The 23,323-nt window shown below is 72.2% G+C and carries 18 protein-coding genes; 4 read left to right on the top strand and 14 right to left on the bottom strand.

All coding sequences use genetic code 11. The features are described from left to right. Window positions 1-13: 13 nt before the first annotated feature. Complete coding sequence (locus B0B15_RS05935; protein WP_076674068.1) at window positions 14-466, top strand: GNAT family N-acetyltransferase; 453 nt, start codon at window positions 14-16, stop codon at window positions 464-466. Between the two features lie 313 nt (window positions 467-779). Here B0B15_RS05935 and B0B15_RS05930 read toward each other — a convergent pair whose 3' ends face one another. From B0B15_RS05930 to B0B15_RS05915, 4 genes are all read right to left on the bottom strand, one after another. Beyond that, entirely contained in the window at window positions 780-2,597 is a 1,818-nt protein-coding gene (locus B0B15_RS05930; protein ID WP_076674066.1) for an ABC transporter ATP-binding protein, read from the bottom strand. Next, complete coding sequence (locus tag B0B15_RS05925) at window positions 2,594-4,558, bottom strand: ABC transporter ATP-binding protein (protein WP_256334195.1); 1,965 nt, start codon at window positions 4,556-4,558, stop codon at window positions 2,594-2,596. The genes B0B15_RS05930 and B0B15_RS05925 overlap by 4 nt, the downstream gene beginning before the upstream one ends. A 285-nt stretch (window positions 4,559-4,843) precedes the next feature. Beyond that, on the bottom strand, window positions 4,844-5,341 hold the full coding sequence (locus tag B0B15_RS05920) for a methylated-DNA--[protein]-cysteine S-methyltransferase (RefSeq protein ID WP_076674064.1): 498 nt from the start codon (window positions 5,339-5,341) through the stop codon (window positions 4,844-4,846). After that, window positions 5,338-7,149, bottom strand: a complete 1,812-nt coding sequence (locus B0B15_RS05915; RefSeq protein ID WP_256334194.1) for an AlkA N-terminal domain-containing protein — start codon at window positions 7,147-7,149, stop codon at window positions 5,338-5,340. The genes B0B15_RS05920 and B0B15_RS05915 overlap by 4 nt, the downstream gene beginning before the upstream one ends. 212 nt (window positions 7,150-7,361) lie before the next feature. Between B0B15_RS05915 and B0B15_RS05910 the strand changes: the two genes are divergently transcribed. Next, window positions 7,362-8,789, top strand: coding sequence for a dihydrolipoyl dehydrogenase family protein (locus B0B15_RS05910; protein ID WP_076674062.1), 1,428 nt, complete (start codon window positions 7,362-7,364; stop codon window positions 8,787-8,789). A gap of 49 nt (window positions 8,790-8,838) precedes the next feature. After that, a complete protein-coding gene (locus B0B15_RS05905; protein ID WP_076674060.1) occupies window positions 8,839-9,354 on the top strand; it encodes a DUF1697 domain-containing protein in 516 nt (171 codons plus the stop codon). Here the strand turns inward: B0B15_RS05905 and B0B15_RS05900 are convergent. The 10 genes from B0B15_RS05900 to B0B15_RS05855 form a co-directional block, all read right to left on the bottom strand. Then, window positions 9,335-10,285 carry a DMT family transporter gene (locus B0B15_RS05900; RefSeq protein ID WP_076674058.1) on the bottom strand — a complete coding sequence of 317 codons (951 nt, stop codon included), beginning with the start codon at window positions 10,283-10,285 and terminating at the stop codon, window positions 9,335-9,337. The genes B0B15_RS05905 and B0B15_RS05900 overlap by 20 nt on opposite strands. A 298-nt stretch (window positions 10,286-10,583) precedes the next feature. Further along, window positions 10,584-12,194: a bifunctional phosphoribosylaminoimidazolecarboxamide formyltransferase/IMP cyclohydrolase gene (gene purH, locus B0B15_RS05895; RefSeq protein ID WP_076674056.1), complete on the bottom strand. Its 1,611-nt coding sequence runs from the start codon at window positions 12,192-12,194 to the stop codon at window positions 10,584-10,586. Between the two features lie 65 nt (window positions 12,195-12,259). After that, window positions 12,260-12,859, bottom strand: coding sequence for a phosphoribosylglycinamide formyltransferase (gene purN, locus B0B15_RS05890; protein WP_076674054.1), 600 nt, complete (start codon window positions 12,857-12,859; stop codon window positions 12,260-12,262). 90 nt (window positions 12,860-12,949) lie between these two features. Next, window positions 12,950-14,434 carry a cell division protein PerM gene (locus B0B15_RS05885; protein WP_076674052.1) on the bottom strand — a complete coding sequence of 495 codons (1,485 nt, stop codon included), beginning with the start codon at window positions 14,432-14,434 and terminating at the stop codon, window positions 12,950-12,952. Between the two features lie 40 nt (window positions 14,435-14,474). Then, window positions 14,475-15,335: a sirohydrochlorin chelatase gene (locus tag B0B15_RS05880; protein ID WP_076674050.1), complete on the bottom strand. Its 861-nt coding sequence runs from the start codon at window positions 15,333-15,335 to the stop codon at window positions 14,475-14,477. After that, window positions 15,332-16,471, bottom strand: a complete 1,140-nt coding sequence (locus tag B0B15_RS05875) for a uroporphyrinogen-III synthase (protein ID WP_076674048.1) — start codon at window positions 16,469-16,471, stop codon at window positions 15,332-15,334. Before B0B15_RS05875 ends, B0B15_RS05880 begins: the two co-directional genes overlap by 4 nt. After that, window positions 16,468-17,700 (bottom strand): uroporphyrinogen-III C-methyltransferase, encoded by a 1,233-nt coding sequence (cobA, locus tag B0B15_RS05870; RefSeq protein ID WP_076674046.1) that lies wholly within the window; start codon window positions 17,698-17,700, stop codon window positions 16,468-16,470. Before cobA ends, B0B15_RS05875 begins: the two co-directional genes overlap by 4 nt. Beyond that, entirely contained in the window at window positions 17,697-18,146 is a 450-nt protein-coding gene (nirD, locus tag B0B15_RS05865) for a nitrite reductase small subunit NirD (RefSeq protein WP_083708883.1), read from the bottom strand. The genes cobA and nirD overlap by 4 nt, the downstream gene beginning before the upstream one ends. Then, window positions 18,143-20,674, bottom strand: a complete 2,532-nt coding sequence (gene nirB / locus B0B15_RS05860; RefSeq protein WP_371113247.1) for a nitrite reductase large subunit NirB — start codon at window positions 20,672-20,674, stop codon at window positions 18,143-18,145. The genes nirD and nirB overlap by 4 nt, the downstream gene beginning before the upstream one ends. Before the next feature lie 456 nt (window positions 20,675-21,130). Further along, window positions 21,131-21,568 (bottom strand): nitroreductase family deazaflavin-dependent oxidoreductase, encoded by a 438-nt coding sequence (locus B0B15_RS05855; RefSeq protein WP_076674042.1) that lies wholly within the window; start codon window positions 21,566-21,568, stop codon window positions 21,131-21,133. A 76-nt stretch (window positions 21,569-21,644) separates the two neighbouring features. Between B0B15_RS05855 and B0B15_RS05850 the strand changes: the two genes are divergently transcribed. Next, window positions 21,645-23,096 carry an NCS2 family permease gene (locus tag B0B15_RS05850; RefSeq protein ID WP_076674040.1) on the top strand — a complete coding sequence of 484 codons (1,452 nt, stop codon included), beginning with the start codon at window positions 21,645-21,647 and terminating at the stop codon, window positions 23,094-23,096. The last annotated feature ends 227 nt before the right edge of the window (window positions 23,097-23,323 follow it).

Here is a 23,323-nt window from a genome sequence, read left to right as displayed (position 1 = left end):
CTAGCCTGGGCGCATGGCTGACCTGCGTCTCGTCGAACTGTCCGCCGCCACCATCGTGGCCGTGAACAACCTCTCGCTCAAGCCCGGCCAGGAGCAGTTCCTCGCTCCGGTCAGCTACGGCATCGCCGCGACCGTGATGAACCCGTCGACTTCGTGGCAGCGCGTGGTCCTCGACGGTGACGAGGTCGTCGGCTTCGTCAGCGCCAACTTCGACAGCGAAGCGCCCGAGGAGCACTTCCGCTCCGTGCTGTGGCGCATCAACGTCGACGCCGACGACCAGGGCCGCGGTGTGGGCAGCTTCGCACTCGGGCAGCTCCTGGAAGAGGCGCGCCGTCGCGGCATGGACCACGTCGACGTCATCTACGAACCCGGCGTCGGCGGCCCCGAGGCCTTCTTCCAGCGCGTGGGGTTCGAGCCCGTCGACGAGACGGAGTACGGCGAGGTGATCGCGCGCGTCCGCGTGTGAGGGGAAGGATCTCTGCTTCTCGGGTGAGCGTCGAGCTCCCGGGCGCTCCTGGAGCACGCTGGTTCTGAGGGTGTTCCCATGACCGGACCGTGGTTCTCCATCGCCTTCGGAGTCGCGCTCGCGGCTCACAGCCACGTTCAGCGGGGCTCACCCCGCCGTGGGGGAACATCGCCACCACGACCATCCTGCTTTTGGCGGCCGCGGCATCCATCCTGCGGGGCGTCCTCGACCTGCGAACTCGCCGCCGCACTCCGCGTGACTGACGACGGATGCCACGCCCCGGCGGGGACGTGGCATCCGGTGCGCACGCGGGTCAGACGAGCGATTCGCGCCAGGCCGCGTGCAGCTGGGCGAATTTGCCGGTGCCGGCGATGAGGGCGGCGGGGGCGTCGTCCTCGATGATCTGGCCGTGCTCCATGACCAGCACGCGGTCGGCGATCGCCACCGTCGACAGGCGGTGGGCGATGATGATGGCCGTGCGGTCAGCCAGCAGCGTCTGCAGCGCGTCTTGGATGAGACGCTCGCTCGGGATGTCGAGCGAGGCCGTGGCTTCGTCGAGGATGAGCACCGCGGGATCGGCCAGGAACGCGCGCGCGAACGAGATCAGCTGGCGCTGACCCGCCGAAACGCGGCCTCCGCGCTTGTTCACGTCGGTCTCGTAGCCGTCGGGGAGCTTCTCGATGAACCCGTCGGCACCGACCGCCCGGGCGGCGGCGCGGATCTCGTCCATCGTGGCGTCGGGCTTGCCGAGCGCGATGTTGTCGGCGACCGTGCCGCTGAACAGGTACGCCTCCTGCGTGACCATCACGATCGCGCGACGCAGATCCTTCGGGTGCAGGCGACGCAGATCGACGTCGTCGAGCGTGACGGCGCCCTGCGTCGGGTCGTAGAAGCGCGAGATGAGCTTGGCGAGCGTCGTCTTCCCTGCCCCGGTGGTGCCGACGAGGGCGATCGTCTGGCCGGCGGGGATGTCGAGCGTGAAGTCCGGCAGGATGACGCGACCCTCGGTGTATCCGAAGGTGACCTGGTCGAAGCGGATGTGCCCGCGGGCGCTCCACAGGTCGACGGGGTCGGTCGGGTCGGGAACCGTCGGTTCCTCCTCGAGCACGCCCGACACCTTCTCGAGGGCGGCCGTGGCGGACTGGTACGAGTTCAGGAAAAATGCGACCTCCTGCAGCGGCGAGAAGAAGTTGCGCACGTACAGCACAGCGGCCGTGAGCACACCGATCTCGAGCGGACCGGCGATGACGCGACCGCCACCCCACAGCAGGACGACCGCGACCGACACGGCGGCGACCGCCATGATCCCCGGCTCGAAGGTTCCGAAGAGACGGATCGACCGCATGTTCACGTCGCGGTAGTCGCCGGCGAGCTTGCCGAACTCGGCGTCGTTGCGGGGTTCCTTACGGAACGCCTTCACCGCGCGAATGCCGGTCATGGTCTCGACGAACTTGACGATGACCTGGGCACTGATCACGCGCGACTCGCGGTAGATCACCTGCGAACGCGAGTAGAACCACCGCATCAGCAGGTACATCGGGATGCCCATCACGGTGAGGATCAGACCCGACTGCCAGTCGATGAGGAAGAGCGCGCCGAGGGTGAACAGGCCGTAGAGCACGCCGGACACCAGCTCGTTGAGGCCGCCGTCGAGCAGTTCTCGGATGGTGTCGAGGTCGCTCGTCTGGCGCGAGATGATGCGTCCCGAGGTGTACGACTCGTGGAACTCGAGGCTGAGCTTCTGCGTGTGCAGGAAGATCCGCTTCCGCAGGTCGAGCATGATCGCCTGCGTCAGGCGCGCGGCGACGACGACGTACCAGCCGATCAGCACGGCACCGCCGATACCGGCGAGCAGGTACACGCCGACGACGCCGTAGGTCGGCATCCAATCGCTGCGGTCGATGACGGCGGGCAGGGCATTGTCGATGCCGTAGGCGATCAGCGCGGGGCCCGCCACGCGAAGCGCGGTGGAGACGACGAGCACGGCCGCGGCCAGCACGAGCTGCCACCGCAACGGCGAGACGAGAGATCCCAGCAGACGGAGGGAACGCTGCCGGATGGCCTTGCTCTCGGCGCGCGTGTAGTCGGAGCGATCTTCGCCACTGGTTCCCGAGACGGTCGCGGTGCTCATCGGGTCGCCTCCTTCTCGGTGAGGGCGTCGGCGGACTGGTCGGCCGCGGCGGCGCCGACGGCGGAGTCGGGCGGGGTGGGGGCGTCTCCGGCGGATGCCGCGGGGCGGCGCGAACGTGCCGGGGAGACGGTGTCGTCGGACGGGATGACGGGGATGGCACCCGTGCGCGTTTCGCGCTCGGCCTCTTCGAGACTCGAGATGACGTACCGGTAGTGCTCGCTCTCGCGCAGCAGGTCGGAGTGGGTGCCGACGGCGGTGACGCGCCCGTCCTGCAGCAGCGCGACGCGGTCGGCCAGGGTGACCGTCGACGGACGGTGCGCCACGACCAGCGCCGTCGTCTCGCTGAGGACCTCGCGCAGGGCGTCTTCGACCAGGGCCTCGGTGTCGACGTCCAGCGCCGACAGCGGGTCGTCGAGGACGAGCACGGCGGGGCGGGCCGCGACAGCGCGGGCGAGCGCGAGTCGCTGGCGCTGGCCGCCCGAGAGGCTCAGTCCCTCTTCGCCGATGATCGTGTCGACGCCGTCGGGCAGGTCGTGGACGAAACGGGCCTGCGCGACCTCGAGGGCTTCGCGGAGGATCTCCTCCGCCTCGGGCGAGCCCGGGGCGAGGTCTTCCCGACCGAGGAGCACGTTGTCGCGCACCGTCTGCGAGAACAGCGTCGCGTCTTCGAAGGCCATCCCGACGTGGCGCCGCAGCTCGGCGAGCGACAGATCGCGCACGTCGACGCCGTCGAGCAGCACGCGCCCGCCCGTCACGTCGTAGAGCCGGCCCGGCAGGGTGGTGAGCGTCGTCTTGCCGGAGCCGGTGAGCCCGACGAGGGCCATCGTCTCGCCCGGACGCAGGGTGAGGTCGATACCGTCGAGCAGATCGGGCTCGGTGGCGGCGGCATCCTGGTACCGGAAATGCGCGTTCTCGAAGGTCAGCTCGCCGCGGGGGGTGGCGATCGAGCGCGGATCCTCCGGGTCGACGATCGTGTTCTGCTCGTCGAACACCTCGAAGATGCGGTCGGTCGCGGTGCGCGCGTCGAGCAGGAACGAGAAGAGGAAGCCGATCGACTCCATCGGCCAGCGCAGCACGGTCGCCATGGCGAAGAAGGCGACGAGCTCGGCCACCTGCAACTGCTCGAGCTGCGTCAGCACGATTCCCGCTCCGAGGCACACGGCGAAGGCGATGTCGGGCAGCAGCACCAGCCAGAACCAGATCCAGCCGACCGCGCGGGCCTTGTCGATCTCGGTCTCACGCAGCGACTCGGCCTGGCGCGTGAACTTCTGCAGCGCGTGCTTGCCGCGGCCGAAGGCCTTGAGCACGCGGATGCCGTGGACGCTCTCTTCGACGGAGGTCGCGAGGTCGCCCGCCTGGTCCTGGCTCTGGCGGGTGAGGGCCCCGTAGCGCTTCTCGAAGCGGAATCCGACGTAAATGACGGGGGCGGACGTGACCAGGAACAGCGCACCGAGCAGCCAGTGCCAGCGGAAGAGCAGCACGGCGCCGATCGCGATCGTCAGGAGGTTGACGACGAGCAGGATGACACCGAAGGCCAACCACCGGCGAAGCATGCTGATGTCCTGCATCATGCGCGAGAGGAGCTGCCCCGACTGCCAGCGGTCGTGGAAGGCGACGGGCAGGCGCTGCAGGCGTGAGTAGAACGACTGACGCAGGTCGTACTCGACCTTCGTCGCCGGCGCGAGCACGAACCAGCGGCGCAGCCACACCATGGCCGCCTCGGCGAGACCGAGGGCGAGTACGACGAGCGAGCCCCATACGAGCGCTATCGGGTCGAGGGAGGCGATGGGGCCGGCGACGATCTGCTCGAGGACGAGCGGGATGGCGAGGGCGAGCAGACTCGCGATCAGCGCCGTGACGGCGCCGGCGATCAGCCGCGGGAGGACGGGCCGAGCGATCGGCAGCAGACGCGCGAGCGCGCGCGGAGTGGACAGACGGGGTGTGGACGAAGAGGGTGTCATGATCCTCGTGGGGTCGAAGCGGGCGCCGGGATCGGGCGCGGACAGGGAAGCCGAAGGCGCGACGAAGACCGTCGGTCGGGGCGCAGCGGAGGCGCCGGAGCGCGGACGCGGGCCCTAGGGGCGTCGGCCGGGACGCGCAGCGACGGAGGACGCGGCGGCCGGGGCGACGGGGGCGTCGATCTGGTCCATGGCATCCTCCTTGATCTGGTGAAGCCATCGCCGGGGGAACGACAGCCCTCCAGAGTAACCCTGTGAGAACGCTGAAGGCAAGGGTGTCTTCGGCGCTCAGGCCGCCGCTTCGCGCGCGAGCAGGCGCCGCTTCACGTCGGTGCCCCACGCGAAGCCGCCCATCGTGCCGTCGCCCCGCAGCACCCGGTGGCACGGGACGAACAGCGCGACCGCATTGCGGGCGCAGATGGATGCCGCAGCCCGCACCGCGGTGGGAGAACCCAGCGCCGTCGCGAACCCGGTGTAGGTGAGGGGCGCACCGGGGGCGATGCGGCGCAGGCCCTGCCACCCGGCCAACTGCAGGGCCGTGCCCTGCTGGGCGACCTCGACGTCGTCGATCGCTGCGAGGTCGCCCGCGTAGTACGCCCCAACGGCCTCGGCCGCGGCGGTCCGCCCCTCGGACACCTCGTCCGGTCGACGGTCGGGTCGGAGGCGCGCGAGGACGGCCTCGGGATCGTCGGTCCAGCCGGACACGATCACGCGGTCGGCGTCGTCGGCGAGGATCGCGAAGGCACCGTCGGGGGTGTCGACGAACTGCAGGGTGGCCGTGGTCATGCGGGGGTCTCGCTTTCTGCGTCGGGGAGGGTGGTCGAGCCGGGGCGGGGTGCGGGTGCCGCGCGCACGGCCTCAAGGCGGGGTGTCGCGGAGGCGGATGCCGCGCGCACGGCCGCCGCGGACGCGGACGCTGCATCGCGGGCCGCGGTTGCGCGGGGACCGTGCGGCGCGGGCGCCCCGGACGCGCCGGGCGCGGGAGCCGCGGCATCCGGGGCAGGGGCGACGTCGTCGAACGCCACGGTGATGCCGTTCGCGACGACGTCGACGGCCGCCGCGCGGCGACGCGGCCGGGTGACAGCCGCCGTGGCAGCCGTCTCGGCGGGCGAGCGCCACGCCTGCGTCACCGGGGCGGCGTACCAGTAGTGCGCCATCGCGTAGCTGCGCCAGGGAGCAAGTCGCTGCGACCACGCGGCGAATCCGGCCGGGTCGGAGGGCAGGCCGAGCTGCGCCGCGCCGGCGCGCGCCGCGACATCGCCGGGCAGGAGCACGTCGGGGTCGCCGAGCACGCGCATGCGCACGTAGTCGGCCGTCCACGGACCGATCCCCCGCATCGCGAGGAGGCGCTCCCGCTGCTCGGCGCCGTCGTCGCCGGGACCGATCTCGAGCGATCCGTCGGCGAGGGCTCCGGCGGTCTCGACGATCGCGCGCATGCGCGCCGCGGGTCCGCGCAGGACCTCGAGGCCGCGCTCGGCGATGACCGCGGGCGGCGGGAACAGCGTCATCGGCTCGGGCGCCACGCTCGCGGGCTCGCCGAGCTCCGCGGCCAGTCTCCCCTGCATGGTGCGGGCCGAGGCGACGCTGATCTGCTGGCCGATCATGGCGCGCAACAGCATCTCGTCGGCATCCATCGCCCCGGGGACGCGGACACCGGGGATGGCCGCCACCGCGGGGGCGAGTTCGGGATGCCGCGCCAGAGCGCCGTCGATCGCGAGCGGATCCGCGTCGAGATCGAAGAGTCGCCGGACCCGCGCGATGAGGGTGCCGAGGTCGGCGAGAGCCGTCAGGCGCGCGCGCAGACGCAGCTTGCCGTCATCGGCGCGGCGTACCTCGAACCACGCGGGCCCGCCGGGCAGCCTCAGCACCCGGGCGAAGGACCGGTCGTCGCCGACCTCGACGCCGGGGATCGCGTGTGCGCGCATCCACCCGAAGAGCCCGACCGTGTCGATGGGGCCCCGCACCGGCAGGGCCAGGTCGATCTCGCCGGCCGCTGCCTCGCTGCGCGCGGTCGCGGACCGCCGGGAGCGCAGGGCGCTGGGTGTCATGCCGAACACCTCGCCGATCGTGTCGGTGAACTGACGGATGCTGGAGAAACCGGCCGAGAAGGCCACATCGGCCGACGACAGATCGGTGCCCACGAGCAGGGCCCGCGCGGTGTGGGCGCGGTGAGCCCGCGCGAGGGCGAGGGGCCCCGCGCCGAGCTCGGCGGTGAGGAGCCGCGTGAGGTGTCGCGACGAGTAGCCCAGGCGACGGGCGAGACCCGGAACGCCCTCGCGGTCGACCACCCCGTCGGCGATGAGGCGCATGGCCCGGGCCACCACGTCTTGGCGGACGTCCCACAGGGGCGAACCCGGAGCGGCCTCCGGAAGGCACCGCTTGCACGCGCGATAGCCCGCCTCGTGCGCCGCCGCGGACGTGGCGTAGAAGGTGACGTTCTCCTCCTTCGGGGTGCGCGCGGGGCAGCTCGGCCGGCAGTAGATGCCCGTCGATCGCACAGCCGTCACGAACTGCCCGTCGAAGCGGCGGTCGCGAGACTGGATGACGCGGTAGCGCTCGGGGAAGTCCGGCGCGTCGACGGCGGTGGGGGTCATGGCATCCACCCTGCCACCGACCTCCGACATCGGCTGGCGGAAATCGGACACGGCCGTTGGGAGTTGTCGGATGCCGTGCGGGGTGGGCCGGTGAGCTGCGGCCCGTAGCCAGGGCGACGGACGAAGGCCGGGACCACCATGCACGTCTCGGGACCACCGGGCCACCACCGCAACCCCTCCCCGATGTCGGGGGCCCCCGCTAGCGTGAGGGCATGAGCGAACGCGAATACGACCTCATCGTCATCGGTGCGGGCCCGGTCGGCGAGAACGTCGCCGACCGTGCCGTGCAGGCGGGCCTCACCGCCGTCATCGTCGAGTCCGAGCTCGTCGGCGGCGAGTGCTCGTACTGGGCGTGCATGCCGTCGAAGGCACTGCTACGCAGCGGCGCAGCCCTGCGCGCCGCGCGCGACGTCGACGGCGCGAAGCAGGCGGTCACGGGCGGCCTCGACGTCGAGGCGGTGCTACGACGCCGCGACACGATGACCAGCAATTACGACGACTCGGGCCAGGTGCAGTGGCTCCAGGGGGCGGGGATCGACCTCGTCCGCGGTCACGGAACCCTCACCGGCGAGAAGACGGTGCGCGTCACCGCCGTCGACGGCAGCACCACCGACCTCGTCGCCCGGCACGCCGTTGCGGTGTGCACCGGGTCCGCAGCGCTCCTCCCCGACATCCCGGGGCTCGCCGACGTCTCCCCCTGGACCAGCCGCGAGGCTACGGCCGTCGAGCAGATCCCCGGCTCCCTCGCGATCATCGGCGGCGGGGTCGTCGGCGCCGAGATGGCCACGGCCTTCGACAGCCTCGGCGCACAGGTCACGATCATCGCCCGTTCCGGGCTGCTGGGCGGCAACGAGCCGTTCGCGGGTGAGCTGGTGGCGTCGTCGCTCCGCGACCGTGGGGTGGTGGTGAAGACCGGCGCCGACACGACGAACGTCCGCCGCGGCGACGACGGACAGGTGGTACTCGAGCTCTCCGACGGATCGACGGTCACAGCCGACGAGGTGCTGGTCGCGATCGGACGCACACCCCGCACACAGGACCTCGGACTGGATGCCGTCGGCCTCGCCCCCGGCGAGTGGCTCGACGTCGACGACACCCTCCGCGTACGGGGCTCGGACTGGCTCTACGCGGTCGGAGACGTCAACCACCGTGCGCTCCTCACTCATCAGGGCAAGTACCAGGCACGCGCCGCCGGTGACGTCATCGCCGCCCGCGCGAAGGGCGACGAGGTCGACGACGCCCCGTGGGGTGCGCACGTCGCCACGGCCGACCACGACGCCGTGCCCCAGGTCACGTTCACCGATCCCGAAGTGGCATCCGTCGGTCTCACCGCCGCGAAGGCTGAGGAGAAGGGCCTGAACGTCAAGCTGCTCGACTACGACCTGGCGAGCATCGCCGGTTCGAGCGAGCAGTCCGACGCCTACGTCGGCAAAGCCCGCGCGATCGTCGACCTCGACCGGGGCGTGATCGTGGGGGCGACCTTCGTCGGCCCCGACATCGCCGAGCTGCTGCACTCCGCCACGATCGCCGTCGTGGGCGAGGTGCCCGTGAAGCGACTCTGGCACGCGGTGCCGTCGTACCCGACGGTCAGCGAAGTGTGGTTGCGGCTGCTCGAGACGCTGGGCCGCGACTCGGCATGATGAGGGGCCGCCCGTCCTCCGTCGTCGTTCGGGCAGGGAGGGTCGCACCGTGCCGCGTGCCGTCGCGTTGATCCGCGGAGTCGGTGGTCCGACGGCGCTGAAGATGCCCGCGCTGCGCGAGGTGTTGGCATCCGCCGGTCTGGGCGACGTCGAGACGCTGCAGGTCGCGGGCAACGTCGTCCTCGACGACGGTGGCCGCTCCTCCGGCGAGCTCGCCGAGACGATCCGCGACGCGGTCCGGGGCGCCTTCGGCTTCGACCTGCCCGTCATGGTGCGCACGCACCGCGAACTCGCCGACGCACGGGCTCGCAATCCCTGGGCCGAGGCCGCGGAGGGGCGGTGGGTGCAGACGGTGTTCCTCGACGTCGCGCCGACGACGCCGCTCGAGCTGCCGCCGGGCATTCCCGAAGACGCCGTCCTCGACGGCCGCGAGGTCTTCGTCCGCTATCCGGAGGGCATCGGCGGCTCGAAGCTGCAGGCGGGATGGTTCGAGAAGCGACTCGGTGTCGTCGGCACCGCGCGCAACAACAACACCGTCGCGAAGCTCATCGAGATGAGCGCGTGAGCGCAGCGGCATCCGTCACCTCGTGAGGCCGCGCGGCCGTGCGTGCGGTGGAGCGCTGGCGGACCGTCACGGCGATCGCCGCGCACACGATCACCGCGAGGCCGCCCCCGACCGTGACCGCGGTGAGTCGCTCGCCGAGCAGCAGAGCCGCCCAGGCGAGGGAGAGTACCGGCTGGGCGAGTTGCAGCTGACTGACGCGGGCCATCGGCCCGATCGCGAGACCTCGGTACCAGGCGACGAAGCCGAGGAACATGCTGACCACGGCGAGGTACGCGAACGAGCCCCACGCAGCAGGATCCGCGGTGACCGGCGTGCGCATCGCGGAGACGACCGTGAGGCCGACCATCACGGGGCTCGACAGCACCAGGGCCCACGAGATCGTCTGCCAGGCGCCGAGTTCGCGGGAGAGCACTCCCCCCTCGGCGTACCCCACCGCGGCGGCGGCGACCGCGCCGAGCAGCAGCAGGTCGGAGGCGTGCAGGCCACCGGCTCCCCCGGCCACAGCGAAAGACACGGCGACGACGGCCCCGATCACCGCCGTGATCCAGAACGCCCACCCCGGGGACTCCCGCGTGCGGATCACCGCAGCCACCGCGGTGGCCGCGGGGAGCACGGCGATCACGACGGCACCGTGGCTGGCCGGTGCCGTGGTCAGGGCAAACGAGGTCAACAGCGGAAAGCCCAGCACCACTCCCCCGCCCACGATCGCGAGGCGCGCGACCTGTCGGGATGACGGGATCCGCGCCCGTGTCACCGCGAGGGCGACGCCCGCGATCATCGCGGCCACCACCGCGCGCCCCGCTCCTACGAAGAGCGGATCGAGCTGCGCGACGGCGATACGGGTGAAGATGACCGTGAACGAGAAGGCGAGCACGCCAAGGCCGCCCCACGCGAGGCCGCGGCGGGCCACGGATCCGGACGCTTCCTGCATGCGACAACTCTGGGGTGTGCGTCTTCCGCGGCGCGCGGTCCACTCGCCGTCGCGTGGCATCCGCCGGTCGGTGATCCGCCGGCGCGGTGCCGTGCGCTACGTCCCGTCTCCGAGTGCGCGGGAGTGTTTTTTGGGGCGCGTTTCCGAGTTCGGGGCGGTATTCTCACGCCCCGAACGGCGAAATGCGCCCCAAACCCGAGCTCGCGCACCTCGCCCCGCCCCGCGCACGCGACGGCGCCGCCGCAACCGACGTCACTACGGCGCCGGAACGCTCGACCCGCGCGCAGGGCCCGGTGCGTCAGTGGAAGAAGTGACGCTCCCCCGTGAAGAACATGGTCACCCCGGCGGCGCGCGCGGCGTCGACGACCTCGGCATCCCGCACCGATCCGCCGGGCTGGATGATCGCCGAGATGCCGGCGTCGATCAGCACCTGCGGGCCGTCGGCGAAGGGGAAGAAGGCATCGGATGCCGCGATCGAACCGTGGGCGCGGTCGCCCGCGCGCTCGACCGCGAGGCGGCACGAGTCGACGCGGTTGACCTGACCCATGCCGATGCCGACCGTGGCCGAGGCCTGGGCGAGCACGATCGCGTTGGACTTCACGGCGCGGCACGACTTCCACGCGAAGATGAGGCTCTCCATGTCGGCCTCCGCGGGACGCTCGCCCGAGACGAGCTCCCAGTTCTTCGCGACCGACTCGATGTCGTCGGGGAAGCGGTCGGCATCCTGCAGCAGCAGACCGCCCGAGACCAGGCGCACGTCCATGCGCTCCTGCTGCCAGTCGGTGGGCAGCTGCAGGACGCGGAGATTCTTCTTCAGCTTGAACACCTCGAGCGCCTCGGGCTCGAAGTCGGGCGCGATGATGACCTCGGTGAAAATGTCGCGGAGGTTCTCCGCCATCTTCAGCGTCACCGTGCGGTTGGCCGCGATCACGCCGCCGAACGCCGAGACGGGGTCGCACTCGTGCGCACGCAGGTGAGCCGAGGCGATCGGGTCGAGGGCGTTGGGGGCGGCGACCGCGATGCCGCACGGGTTGGCGTGCTTGATGATCGCGACGGCGGGCTTGACCATGTCGAAGGCCGCGCGCAGCGCCGCATCGGCGTCGACGTAGTTGTTGTACGACATCTCCTTGCCCTGCAGCTGCGTGGCCTGGGCGATACCGTGTCCGCCGACGCGCGTGTAGATCGCCGCGCGCTGGTGCGAGTTCTCGCCGTAGCGCAGCGTCGACAGGCGCTCGGCCTGGATCGTGAGGTGCGCGGGCAGGTCGATGTCGTCACCGAGCGTGCCCTCGGCGAACCACGTCGACACCGCGGTGTCGTACGCGGCGGTGTGCGAGAAGGCGCGCGCGGCGAGCTCGCGGCGCTGCACGAGGCTGGTGCCGCCCTGGGTCTGCAGCGCCTCGATGATCGCGGGGTACGACTCGGGCGAGACGGCGATCGCGACGTTGGCGTGGTTCTTCGCCGACGCGCGCACCATCGCGGGGCCGCCGATGTCGATCTGCTCCACCACGTCGTCACCCTCGGCACCGGATGCCACGGTCTCGACGAACGGGTAGAGGTTCACGACCACGAGCTCGAAGGGGCGGATGCCGAGATCTCCGAGCTGCGCCTCGTGCGAGGCCAGGCGCAGGTCGGCGAGGAGACCGGCGTGCACGTTCGGGTGCAGCGTCTTCACGCGCCCGTCGAGCGACTCGGGGAACCCGGTCACCGCGGAGACGTCGGTGACCTCGTACCCGGCCTCGCGCAGCAGCGTGGCGGAGCCGCCGGTCGAAACGATCTCGACGCCCGCGGAGGCGAGGGCCTCGCCGAGGGCGAGCAGACCGGTCTTGTCGCTCACCGACACCAGCGCGCGGCGGATCGGGACGATGTCGCGGGGACGGTAGTCGGCGGGGTCGTGGCGGGGTCCGGCCATGGCGTTCGGCTCCTGTGTCTCGAGTCGGATTCGGGTGCGAGACGGGCCGGCGCCCGCCACGCGGGTCAGGCGGTTCGGGATGCCGCGACGGCGAGGTCGAGCTCGCCCTCGGCGATGCGGCGCACCACGTCGATCAGCAGTCGGCGTTCGACGGGCTTGATGCGCTCGTGCAGGGAGTCCTCGTCGTCGCCGGGCAGCACGGGGATGCGCTCCTGGGCGAGGATCGGGCCGGTGTCGACGCCGGAGTCGACGACGATGACGCTCGCCCCCGTCTGCTCGACGCCGGCGGCGAGCGCGTCGCGCACGCCGTGCGCGCCCGGGAATTCGGGCAGGTAGGCGGGGTGGGTGTTGATGATGCGCGGTTCCCACGCCGCGACGAGGTCCGCCGGCAGCAGACGCATCATGCCGCTGAGCACGACGAGGTCGGGGTTCCAGACGGCGAGCTGGGCCCCGAGTTCCGCGCCCCATTCCTCGCGCGACGCGAAGGTGCGGAACGGGACGAGGAAGGTGGGGGTGCCGAAGTGCTCGGCGTGCGCGAAGCCCTCGGCCTCGCGATCGGCACCGACCGCGACCACGCGCGCCGGGAAGTCGGGAGCGGAGGCCGCCTCGAGCAGGGCGCGGAGGTTGGAGCCGGTGCCGGAGATGAGGACGGCGACCGTGAGCACGGAGGTCAGTCTACGCAGGTGCGCCGGAGCGCGCCGAGCGCGGGCGAGAGCCCGGGGAGTGCCGGCCGCACCTCATGGTCACGGGTCGGCTCAGCGCCGGCGTCCGTCGCCGTCGGGATCGGCCCACGCGGCGCGGATGCGCGCCCGCACCTCGTCGTCGCCGGCCGCGGACGGGTCGGCGTCGTCGGGACCGCGGTAGGCGCTCGGCCACACGTCATGCGCGATTCCCGTGCCCGGGGCAGACAGGGCGGGGGTGGGGCCCGTCGCGTGCTCGTCGTGGTCGAACGGCATCCGTTCGCGCGAGGGGAACGAGAAGGCGGGGACCTCGTCGCGCCGGTCATGGGCGACGCCGATGTCGTCGACCTCGTCGGCGGCGGCGCCGAAGCGCGGGCTGAGCAGCAGGATCGCGAGGCCCACGAGCACCTCGATCCCGAGTGCGAGGGCGAGGGGGCCCGGCTGCGGACCCGTGTCGGAGAGGCGACCCGGCCCGATCGCTCCGCGGGAGGCGAGAGCGGCGAGCGCGCCGACGCCGCCGGTGAGGACAGCGACGGAGAAAGCCACGACCAGCCGCGGCGCCATCGGCTCGGGGTCGACGGTCGCTGGCATGCGCGAGCGGAGGATCCATCCGGCCAGCGCCCCCACGGCCACCGGGAGCAGCACGAGCAGAAGAAGCCACGACGACGTCGAGTCGGGCACGGCCCCGAGCACCGGGATGCCGGGCAGGGCGCCGACCTGCGTCGCAGCCGGGGTCACGGCGGTGTCGGTTCCGAGTGCGAATCCCGGGCCCGCCGTGAAGGCGACGGCCCACAGCACGAGCGTGGGGAGGTACACGAGCTGCCCGAGCGCGATGACGGTCGCGCCGATGCCGTCGGCGTTGCTGGCCTGGAAGAGCCCGATGACCTGCGTGGAGCGCGCGATGAGACCGGCGACCACGACGACGCCGCCCACGGCGACCAGGCCCAGCGTGGTGAGGGCGAGTCCGCGCAGCACGAGTCCGGGCACGGGCGCCCACGCCGTCGGCATCCGTTCGATCCATCCCCTGACGGCGTCGACGGGGCCGTCGTCGCCCACGCGCCAGGCGCCGATGACCGCGCCGATGAACGACGGGACGAGGAACAGCATCGCCGGCAGCAGGATCGACAGCCACGTCTCGGATGCCACGAGGTCGGCGTTCGAGGTGAGCGCGACGACGCTCGCGAGGGCGGCGAACACCAGTGAGCCCGACACCCATCCGGTGAGGGCGGCGCCGGCCTCGCCCGCGCGGACGCCGGAACGGGCGGCGAAGAGGGCGGTGAAGGCCGCGAACGCCAGGGGGGCGAGAGAGAGGGTGAAGGTCGCGAACGACGGGTCGATCCCAGTGGCGGCGAGGTACGCGTCGGGCAGGGTCACCGTGACGGGCACGAGGTGGCCGAGGTGCCACACCGCGGCTGAGGCCGGCCACAACGCGCCCCAGTCCGGGGCGCCCAGGCCGAAGACCCACAGCAGCGTGAGCGGGGCGAGCACGACGGCGATACCGCCCGCGGCGGCCAGGACGGCGTCGAGGGCGGCCAGGAGGGCGACGAGGAGGCGATGCATGGGCGAGAGCGACCCTACCCGCGCCGTCTCGGAGCGCCGCTCAGGCGCGGCGGCGAGCGCGCGAGAAGAGGTTGCGCATCCGCGCGAGCAGGCCGCGCGGCGAGCCCGCCGAGGATCCTGAGCCCGTCGAAGGGTCCGCACCCGCCGTACCACCGGAGGCTCTGACAGGCTCAGCCACCTCCGGGGCGTCGCGCACGGCGGCCTCCGCCACCCCGGACGCGCGCACCGCGCCGCGCGCGGCAGCCCACCGCTCCCAGACGACCGTCGCCAGGCGCGGGTCCGCGCCGATCGGCGCCGAGGTCAGGTCGGCCTCCGCCTTCTCGATCACGCGCGAGAAGTGCCCGGGCGCCAGCACGTAGCTCGCGGCCACCGTGCGCCTGCCCTCCGCGCGCGCCGCGTGCACGGCATCCGGGATCCGGGGCTCGGATGCTGCGGCGTACGCCGTGACGACGGGACCGGTGATCCCGGCATCCGTCATCAGCTCCGCCATCCGCTCGACGTCGACGACCGCGCCGGGGCGCGTCGACCCCGCGGCGGCGAGGACGACCGTGTCGCCCTCCGCGGCCCCGGTCGCGCGGACCCTGTCGACGAGGATCTGGGCCAGCACGGGGTGCGGCCCCAGAGCGGGAGCCACCGGCAGGCCGCCGGCGGCCTCCACGAGGTCGACCTCGGTGTGGTACCCGGTCGACAGCAGCAGCGGCACGATGACGATGTCGTCGGTGCGCTCGCGCGCGGCGGCGACGACATCGGTGACGAAGGGGCCGTGCACGTCGACGTAGGCCTCGTGCACCTCGACGCCCGCGGGGGCGGTGGCTCGCAGCACGGCGAGCAGCTCGCGCACGACGACGCGCCCCTCCTCGAACCTCGATCCGTGGGCGCAGGCGATGAGCACAGCGGTCACGCGTCCTCCTCATCGATGATGTCGAGCCGGTATCCGCGCTTGTAGACCGTGCGGATGAGATCGATGCCCCCGAGCGCCTCGCGGGTGCGCGCGACGGCGACCTCGACCGCGTGCCCGCTCGCCTCGGCGTTCGGCAGCGCGGCGATCAGGTCGGCGCGCGAGACGACCGCCCCGGGGTTGCGGGCGAGTGCCCGCAGGATCTCGACACCCGTACGCGGCAGAGCGGTGAAGACACCGTCCAGCACGATCCCCGTCGACCGGATGCCGAGCCGCCCGACGCTCGTGCGCAACACGTCCGCGCCGGGACCGCCGTAGTGCGTCACGACGGCGCGCACGAGAGCGCCGAGGCGCCCGCGGTCGGGCACGAGCGGCTCGATGCCGACGTCGCGCAGGGGACCCGCGGTGATCGGGCCGACGGCGGCGACGAGCACGCGACCGTCGGCCGCGCGGGCGGCGACGCCCTCGAGAGCCTCGGCGCGGTCGGCGGCCAGGATCCACTCGCGCGCCGCGGGCGCCGACGTGAACAGCACGGCATCGATCTCCCCGCGCGCGACCTGACGGGTGGAGGCGGCGACGACCTCGGGATCGGGCGGTGGCCCCCACCGGTAGATGGTCAGGCTCGTGACGCGTGCGCCGGCGGCCTCGAACGCCTCGTCCAGGCCGTCGGCCCCCGAGCCGTGGTGCTGCACGGCGACGTGCAGCCCCTGCACGCCCTCGGCGACAAGGAAGTCGCGCAGTTCCGCCGAGGTCTCGCTCTCGGCGACCCAGTCGGCGTCGAACCCCGCCTGCTGAATCGCTCCGCGCGCCTTGGGACCGCGGGCGACGATGCGCGCACGGTCCATGACGACGCTGAGCTCGTCGTGCAGCCCCGCTTCGTCGGCCGTCTCCATCCATCCGCGGAACCCCACGCCGGTGGTGGCGACGACCACGTCAGGCGGGTCGGTGACGAGCCGCCGCGTCTGGGCGATGAGGTGCTCGTCGTCGACGTGCGGCACGATGGTGAGCGCCGGCGCGACGCGCACGCGCGCCCCGTGCCGTTCGAGCGCGGCCGACAGCTCCCCCGACCGGCGGTCGACCGGAAGCAGCACGGTGCAGCCCTGCAGCACCGTGCTGATCGTCCGCGCGGGCGTCGTCACCCGATGCCCTCCCCGTGCGCCACCGCGACGGGCAGCAGCAGGTCGGCCCGGGCGACTTCCCCGAACACGAGCACCGCGGGGTTGGCGAGGCGGTAGGTCTCGGCATCCTGGATCGCGGTTCCGAGGGTGGTACGAATCGTCCGCTGCGCGGGCGTGTGGCCGTTCTCGACGAAGGCGACGGGGCGGTCGTCGGGAGCCCCCGCGGCACGGGCAGCCGCAACGAACCGCGGCAGGGCGCTCACCCCCATCAGCGCGACGACGGTGGCGGTGTCGTCGCGCAGGGCGGCGAGCGTGGCCTCGCCGGGCGTCTCCTGACCGTTCACGAGGTGAAGGGTACCGGCCACGCCACGATGCGTCACGGGGATCCCGGCCGCCGACGGCACGGCGATCGCGCTCGAGATGCCCGGCACGACCTCGACCGGGATGCCGGCTTCGCGGCACGCCACGACCTCTTCGCCGCCGCGGCCGTAGACGAACGGGTCGCCGCCCTTGAGCCGAACGACACGCAGGCCGCGCGCGGCCCGCTCGACGATCAGGGCGTTGATCTCGTGCTGCGGCACGGGGTGGTGCTGCGGGCGCTTGCCGACGTCGATGAGCTCGACGTCGTCGCCGAGCTCGGCGAGCACCCCCGTGGGCCCGAGCCGGTCGTGCACGACGACGTCGGCTTCGGCCAGCAGCGCACGCGCGCGCACGGTGAGCAGGTCGATCGGACCGGGGCCGCCGCCGACGAGCGCCACACTCCCCACAAGCGGGCGGCGTCGGCGGCGGAGCGGAAGGGCGCCTTCGGCGAGGCGCTGGGCGATCGCATCGCGCACGGCGACGCTGCGGCGGGGGTCGGCGCCGACGGTGGAGACGACCCCGACCATGACGTCGCCGCTCGTGGTCTCGGCCGCAAGGCGCGCGCTGCCCTTGCCCCCGTGGCCCGCGTTGACGCACCACACGCGGCGGGCCTCGGCCGCGGCGACGACGTCGGCATCGACGGATGCCGACCCGGTGGCCGTGTGGCAGAACCAGGCGTCGTCGAGGTCGGCGGCGGCGAAGTCTCGGGCGTGCCACTCGATGTCGCCCGCCGCGGCGAGAGCGGCGAGGCCGTCGGTGGCGACGGGGGCGACCAGGCGCACCCGGGCGCCGGCGGCCCGTAGGCGCGCGATGCGCTTTTCGGCGACCGCGCCGGCGCCCACGCACACGACGAGCCGGTCGGTGAGGTCGAGTCCGGCGAGAGCGATCATCGGGGGTCTCCTTCTGCGGTCACGAGCTTCACGAACACGTCGCCCTCGGCCACGGCCACCGGGTGCACGGCGACCGTCAGCGGCTCCTTGCCCTGCGTGTCGAGGCACGCGCCGGTGCGCAGGTCGAACACCTGCTTGTACATCGGGGAGGCCACGGTGGGCACGCCCCCGCGGTCGCCGACGATTCCTCGGGAGAGCACGGCCGCGCCGCTGAACGGGTCGATCTGGTCGGTCGCGTACAGGCGCCCGTCGAACGTGCGGAACAGCGCGATCTGCCGGCCGTCGACGAGGGCGGCGGCCCCGCGCTCGACCAGCAGGTCGTCGACGCGGCAGACGCGGGTCCAGCCTCCCGGCGCCTCCCCCGCTGCCACGGGCACTGCGGGCGCGCGGCCGGTCGTCGCGGCGGGAGTCTCGGCATCCATCGTCACGGTCTCCAGGATCGTCATGAGCGCACCGCCAGGGTCGTGCCGCCGATGAAGACTTCGCCCGACGACCGCTCCTGCGCGGTGGCGGGGCGGGCCTGGCCGCGCTCGGCGACGTAGGCCAGCGAGGGGTCGGGCGTCTCGGGGGCGTTGACGAAGCTCTCGAAGCGCCGCAGCTTCTCCGGGTCGGCGAGGGTCGCGGCCCATTCGTCCTCGTACGCGTCGATGTGGGATGCCATCGCCCGGTCGAGGTCGTCGGCGATGCCGAGCGTGTCGTCGAAGACGACGCCCCTGAGCGCCTCGAGCCCGCCCTCGTATTCCGCGGCCCAGGGCGCGGTGCGCTGCAGCCTGTCAGCGGTGCGGATGTAGAACATGAGGAAGCGGTCGATGGCCCGCAGCAGGCCCGCGTCATCGAGGCCCTCGGCGAACAGCACCGCGTGGCGCGGGGTGAAGCCGCCGTTGCCGCCGACGTAGAGGTTCCAGCCGGCCTCGGTCGCGATCACCCCGATGTCCTTGCCGCGGGCCTCGGCGCACTCGCGCGCGCAGCCCGAGACGCCGAACTTGAGCTTGTGCGGCGAGCGGAGACCGCGGTACCGCAGCTCGAGCTGCACGGCCATGCCGACCGAGTCCTGCACCCCGTAGCGGCACCACGTCGACCCCACGCACGACTTCACCGTGCGCAGCGACTTGCCGTAGGCGTGCCCCGACTCGAATCCGGCGTCGACGAGGCGCTTCCAGATGTCGGGCAGCTGGTCGAGGCGCGCGCCGAACAAGTCGATGCGCTGACCGCCCGTGATCTTCGTGTAGAGCCCGAAGTCGCGCGCCACCTCGCCGATGACGACCAGCCCCTCGGGCGTGATCTCCCCGCCCGGGATGCGCGGAACGACGCTGTAGCTGCCGTCGCGCTGGATGTTCGCCATGACGTGGTCGTTCGTGTCCTGCATCGTCGCCAGCTCGCCGGCGAGCACGTGCTCGGAGTACAGGCTCGCGAGGATGCTCGCGAGCGCCGGCTTGCAGATGTCGCAGCCGCGGCCGATGCCGAAGCGCTCGACGATCGCGGTGAAGGTCTTCAGACCCGACACCCGCACGGCGTCGAAGAGCTGCGCGCGAGTGAACGAGAAGTGCTCGCACAGTCCGTTCGACACGTCTTTCCCGGATGCCGCCAGCTCGGTCGCGACCAGCTTCTTCACCAGCGTGAAGCACGAGCCGCACGCCGCCCCGGCCTTTGTGCACGCCTTCACCTCGGCGGCATCCGCGCAGTCGTGCTCGGTCACCGCGCCGCGGACGGTGCCGGCCGTGACGCCGTTGCACGAGCAGACGATCGCGTCGTCGGGGAGGTCGCCCTGCGGGGCGGGGGCGAGGTCGGACGGCATGAGGTACGCGGCCGGGTCTCCCCCGAGCGCCCGGCCGACGAGGGGGCGGAGCGAGGTGTAGGCCGAGGCGTCGCCGACCAGGATGCCGCCGAGCAGCGTCTGCGCGTCGTCGCTGAGCACGAGCTTCTTGTAGACGCCCGACACCGGGTCGGCGTAGGTGACGTCGAGGGCGTTCGGGGTTTCGGCGAACGCGTCGCCGAAGCTCGCGACCTCGACGCCCGAGAGCTTGAGCTTCGCGGAGGTGTCGAAGCCGTCGAACACAGCCTCTCCGCCGAGCAGGCGGGTCGCCGCGACCTCGGCCATCGCGTAGCCGGGGGCGACGAGGCCGATGCACTGGCCGCCGAAGCTCGCGACCTCGCCGATCGCGAGGATCGCGGGGTCGGACGTGTCGCAGCCCTTGTCGATGACGACGCCGCCGCGCGGGTCGACGGCGAGGTCCGCGGTGCGCGCGAGCTCGTCGCGGGGTCGGACGCCGACGGTGAACACGACGATGTCGACGGCCTCCCACGTGCCGTCGCGCAGCTCGAGCCCGCAGACGGCGCCGGAGGTGTCGGCATCCACCCGGGTCGTGACCGAGCTCGTGCGCACCTCGATGCCGCGCGCCTCGATGAGCCGCTGCAGTGCCTTCGCCCCGCCGAGGTCGAGCTGCGCGGACATGAGTCGCTCGTTGGACTGGAGCACGAACGGCGAGACGCCCTCGGCCTGGAGGGCACCGGCGGCCTCGAGGCCCAGCAACCCGCCGCCGACGACCGCGCCGCGCAGGGGGCGACCGAGCTGCGCCGAGCGCTTCGCGACCCACGCGCGCATGCCGGCGACGTCGTCGAGCGTGCGGTAGACGAAGCAGCCCCTGTGGTCGAATCCGTCGAGGGCGAGGCGCGCAGCGTAGGAGCCGGTGGCGAGAACGAGGCGGTCGTAGTCGTAGGTGGAACCGGCGGCGGTGGTGACGGTGCGGGCCGCGCGGTCGATCTTGACCACTCGCGCGTCGGTGCGCACAGACACCCGCTCGTGGTCGAGCACGGCGGGGTCGAGGGCGAGGTCTTCCGGCGTCTTGCCGCCGAAGATCCCGGTCAGACCGACCCGGTCGTACGGGCTACGGGTCTCGTCGCCGAGCACCGTGATGGACCAGCGGCCGTCGGTGTCGCGGCTGGTGAGGCTCTCGACGAAGCGGTGGGCCACCATGCCCGCGCCGACGACGACGACGGAGCCGGATGACGCGGGGTGGAGCACGTCGTCACCGTATGCGGCGGACTTTGCGCGGCGGTCAGCGGCGTGTTTCGTTCCGGTTGCGGGGTTCGAGCGGGCCATGCCCCGACGCTAGGCAGCCGAGGTTTCCCCCGCCCGCGCCGCGGCGTTACCCCCGGCGAACGTTTCCCTCACGCGGCGGCGAGGGCGGTGTGAGGTTTGGGTCACGGCATCCGCCCCCACCCGTACCGGGCTTTCATCGAGTGTCCAAAACACGCGGACGATGTGTGGGAACGTCCGGGTTTCGTGGACACTCAGCGTTGCGTCGGTACCCCGCAGGGCGCCCCGAGCGCACGGGAACGACGCCCGAGTATTCAAGACACCCGAGCGCATTTCAGAACGTCGGGGTGTCTTGGACACTCGATGTCACGCGGGCACCCTGCGCGCAAGGTGTCAGTCCACCGGCTCCAGCACGAACAGCTCGATGCGCCGCTCGGTCTTCTTCTGGTACTCGTCGTAGTCGGGCCAGACCTCGGTCGCGTAGCCCCACCACTCCTCGCGCTCGGCCCCCTCGGCCTGGTGCGCGTCGTATTCCTTCTTCACGTCGCCGTCCTGCAGGGCGACGCGAGGGTTCTTCACGAGGTTGTAGAACCACGCCGGGTGCTCCGGAGCGCCACCCTTGGATGCCACGACCGCGTACTTCCCGTCGTGCTCGACGCGCATGAGGGCGGTCTTGCGCAGGCCCCCCGTTTTGGCGCCGACGGTGGTGAGGACGATGATGGGTACGCCCCGCAGTTCGGCGGACTCCTGGCCTCCCGAGGCCTCGAACGTCTCGGCCTGCTGGCGGGCCCACTCGCTGGTGCTGGGCAGATACTCTCCTGAGAGCGACATGTCTCCCACGATACGTCGGCGTCTTCCCCTCCGGTCCTCACCCTCCCCTGTTTCCCTCCCGTTTCCTGGAGCCTTCATGAGCGCTTCCGCTCCCGAGACCACGGCCGCCCCCGCACCGAAGAACCGCCTCGACAGGTTCTTCGAGATCACCGCCCGCGGCTCGACCGTGAGCGCCGAGGTGCGCGGCGGCGTCGTCACCTTCGTGACGATGGCGTACATCGTCATCCTGAATCCGATCATCCTGTCGGGTACCCCCGACGTCTCGGGCAACGCACTCGGGTTCCCGCAGGTCGCAGCCGTCACCGCCCTCACCGCGGGCGTGATGACCATGCTGTTCGGCCTGGTGACGCGCCTGCCGTTCGCCTTCGCCGCGGGCCTGGGCATCAACTCGTTCCTCGCCGTCGGCATCGTCGGCGAGGTCACCTGGCCCGAGGCGATGGGGCTGGTCGTCATCAACGGCCTCATCATCGTGCTGCTCGCCGTCACGGGCCTGCGCCGCATGATCTTCGAGGCGGTGCCCCTCGCGCTCAAGACCGCGATCACCGTCGGCATCGGCCTGTTCATCGCCTTCATCGGCTTCGTCGACAGCGGTCTGGTCACCTCGACCGGGCTCAGCTCTCCCCCGGTCGGTCTCGGCGTGGGCGGCTCGATCGCGACGATCCCCACCGCCCTCTTCGTGCTCACCCTCGTCATCACCGCCGTGCTGCTCGTACGCAAGGTCAAGGCGGCGCTGCTGATCGGTCTGCTCTCGGGCACCGTGATCGCCGTCATCGTGGAGGCCGTGATGGGCCTCGGCGCCAAGGCCGACGGCAACCCCGGCGGCTGGGGCCTCAGCGTGCCGACGCTGCCCTCGCAGTGGGTGAGCCTGCCCGACCTCTCGCTCGTCGGCCAGGTCGACCTCGCCGGATCCTTCGGCCGCATCGGCATCCTCGCCGCCCTCATGCTCGTGTTCACGCTCGTCTTCACGAACTTCTTCGACGCGATGGGCACGATGACCGGCCTTTCGCGCGAAGCCGGGCTCGCCGCCCCCGACGGCACCTTCCCGCGCCTGCGCTCCGCGCTGGTGATCGAGGGCATCGGCGCCGTGGCCGGGGGCGCGACCTCATCGTCGTCGAACACCGTCTTCATCGAGTCGGGCTCCGGCATCGGCGAGGGAGCCCGCACGGGACTGGCGAACGTCGTCACCGGCGGACTGTTCCTGCTCGCGATGTTCTTCACTCCGCTGACGAGCATCGTGCCCACCGAGATCGCCGCCGCGGCCCTCGTCATCGTCGGCGCGCTGATGATGGCGCAGATCCGTCACGTCGACCTCAGCGACATGTCGGTCCTCATCCCGGTGTTCCTCACCGTCACCGTGATGCCGCTGACCTACTCGATCGCGAACGGCATCGGCGCGGGCTTCGTCAGCTGGGTGCTGATCCAGGCGCTGTCCGGCCGCGCCCGCCGCGTGAGCCCCCTGCTGTGGATCGTCGCCGCCGGCTTCGTGATCTTCTTCGCCCGCGGTCCGGTGGAGGCGTTGCTCGGCTGAGCGTTGCTCACAAGGGGGGCCCGGATGCCATGGCATCCGGGCCCCCCTTGCGTCTCTGCTGCCGCGGGCGGCGCGGGGGCACCAGACGGCGCAGACGGCACCGAGACCGCATCCGCTCGCCGAGACCGCACCCGCTTGACGCCCATCCCGTGCGTGCTCGGCAATCGCCTGCGGTCTCCGACGTCGTAGCGCGGGGCGCCGGGCGCGGCGCCGGCAGCCGACGGACG

It is taken from the genome of Microbacterium sp. RU1D, from assembly GCF_900156435.1.
GTDB lineage: Bacteria > Actinomycetota > Actinomycetes > Actinomycetales > Microbacteriaceae > Microbacterium.
The sequence above is the reverse complement of the archived record's forward strand: the minus strand, read 5'-3'. Positions and strand labels throughout refer to the sequence as shown.

Coding starts and splice junctions, on each gene's coding strand:
- B0B15_RS05915 (WP_256334194.1), bottom strand. CDS start 7,149: ATGACCCCCACCGCCGTCGACGCGCCGGACTTCCCCGAGCGCTACCGC.
- cobA (WP_076674046.1), bottom strand. CDS start 17,700: ATGATCGCTCTCGCCGGACTCGACCTCACCGACCGGCTCGTCGTGTGC.
- B0B15_RS05910 (WP_076674062.1), top strand. CDS start 7,362: ATGAGCGAACGCGAATACGACCTCATCGTCATCGGTGCGGGCCCGGTC.
- B0B15_RS05930 (WP_076674066.1), bottom strand. CDS start 2,597: ATGAGCACCGCGACCGTCTCGGGAACCAGTGGCGAAGATCGCTCCGAC.
- purH (WP_076674056.1), bottom strand. CDS start 12,194: ATGGCCGGACCCCGCCACGACCCCGCCGACTACCGTCCCCGCGACATC.
- nirB (WP_371113247.1), bottom strand. CDS start 20,674: ATGGTGGCCCACCGCTTCGTCGAGAGCCTCACCAGCCGCGACACCGAC.
- B0B15_RS05900 (WP_076674058.1), bottom strand. CDS start 10,285: ATGCAGGAAGCGTCCGGATCCGTGGCCCGCCGCGGCCTCGCGTGGGGC.
- B0B15_RS05885 (WP_076674052.1), bottom strand. CDS start 14,434: ATGCATCGCCTCCTCGTCGCCCTCCTGGCCGCCCTCGACGCCGTCCTG.
- B0B15_RS05855 (WP_076674042.1), bottom strand. CDS start 21,568: ATGTCGCTCTCAGGAGAGTATCTGCCCAGCACCAGCGAGTGGGCCCGC.
- B0B15_RS05935 (WP_076674068.1), top strand. CDS start 14: ATGGCTGACCTGCGTCTCGTCGAACTGTCCGCCGCCACCATCGTGGCC.
- B0B15_RS05925 (WP_256334195.1), bottom strand. CDS start 4,558: ATGACACCCTCTTCGTCCACACCCCGTCTGTCCACTCCGCGCGCGCTC.
- nirD (WP_083708883.1), bottom strand. CDS start 18,146: ATGACGATCCTGGAGACCGTGACGATGGATGCCGAGACTCCCGCCGCG.
- B0B15_RS05920 (WP_076674064.1), bottom strand. CDS start 5,341: ATGACCACGGCCACCCTGCAGTTCGTCGACACCCCCGACGGTGCCTTC.
- B0B15_RS05850 (WP_076674040.1), top strand. CDS start 21,645: ATGAGCGCTTCCGCTCCCGAGACCACGGCCGCCCCCGCACCGAAGAAC.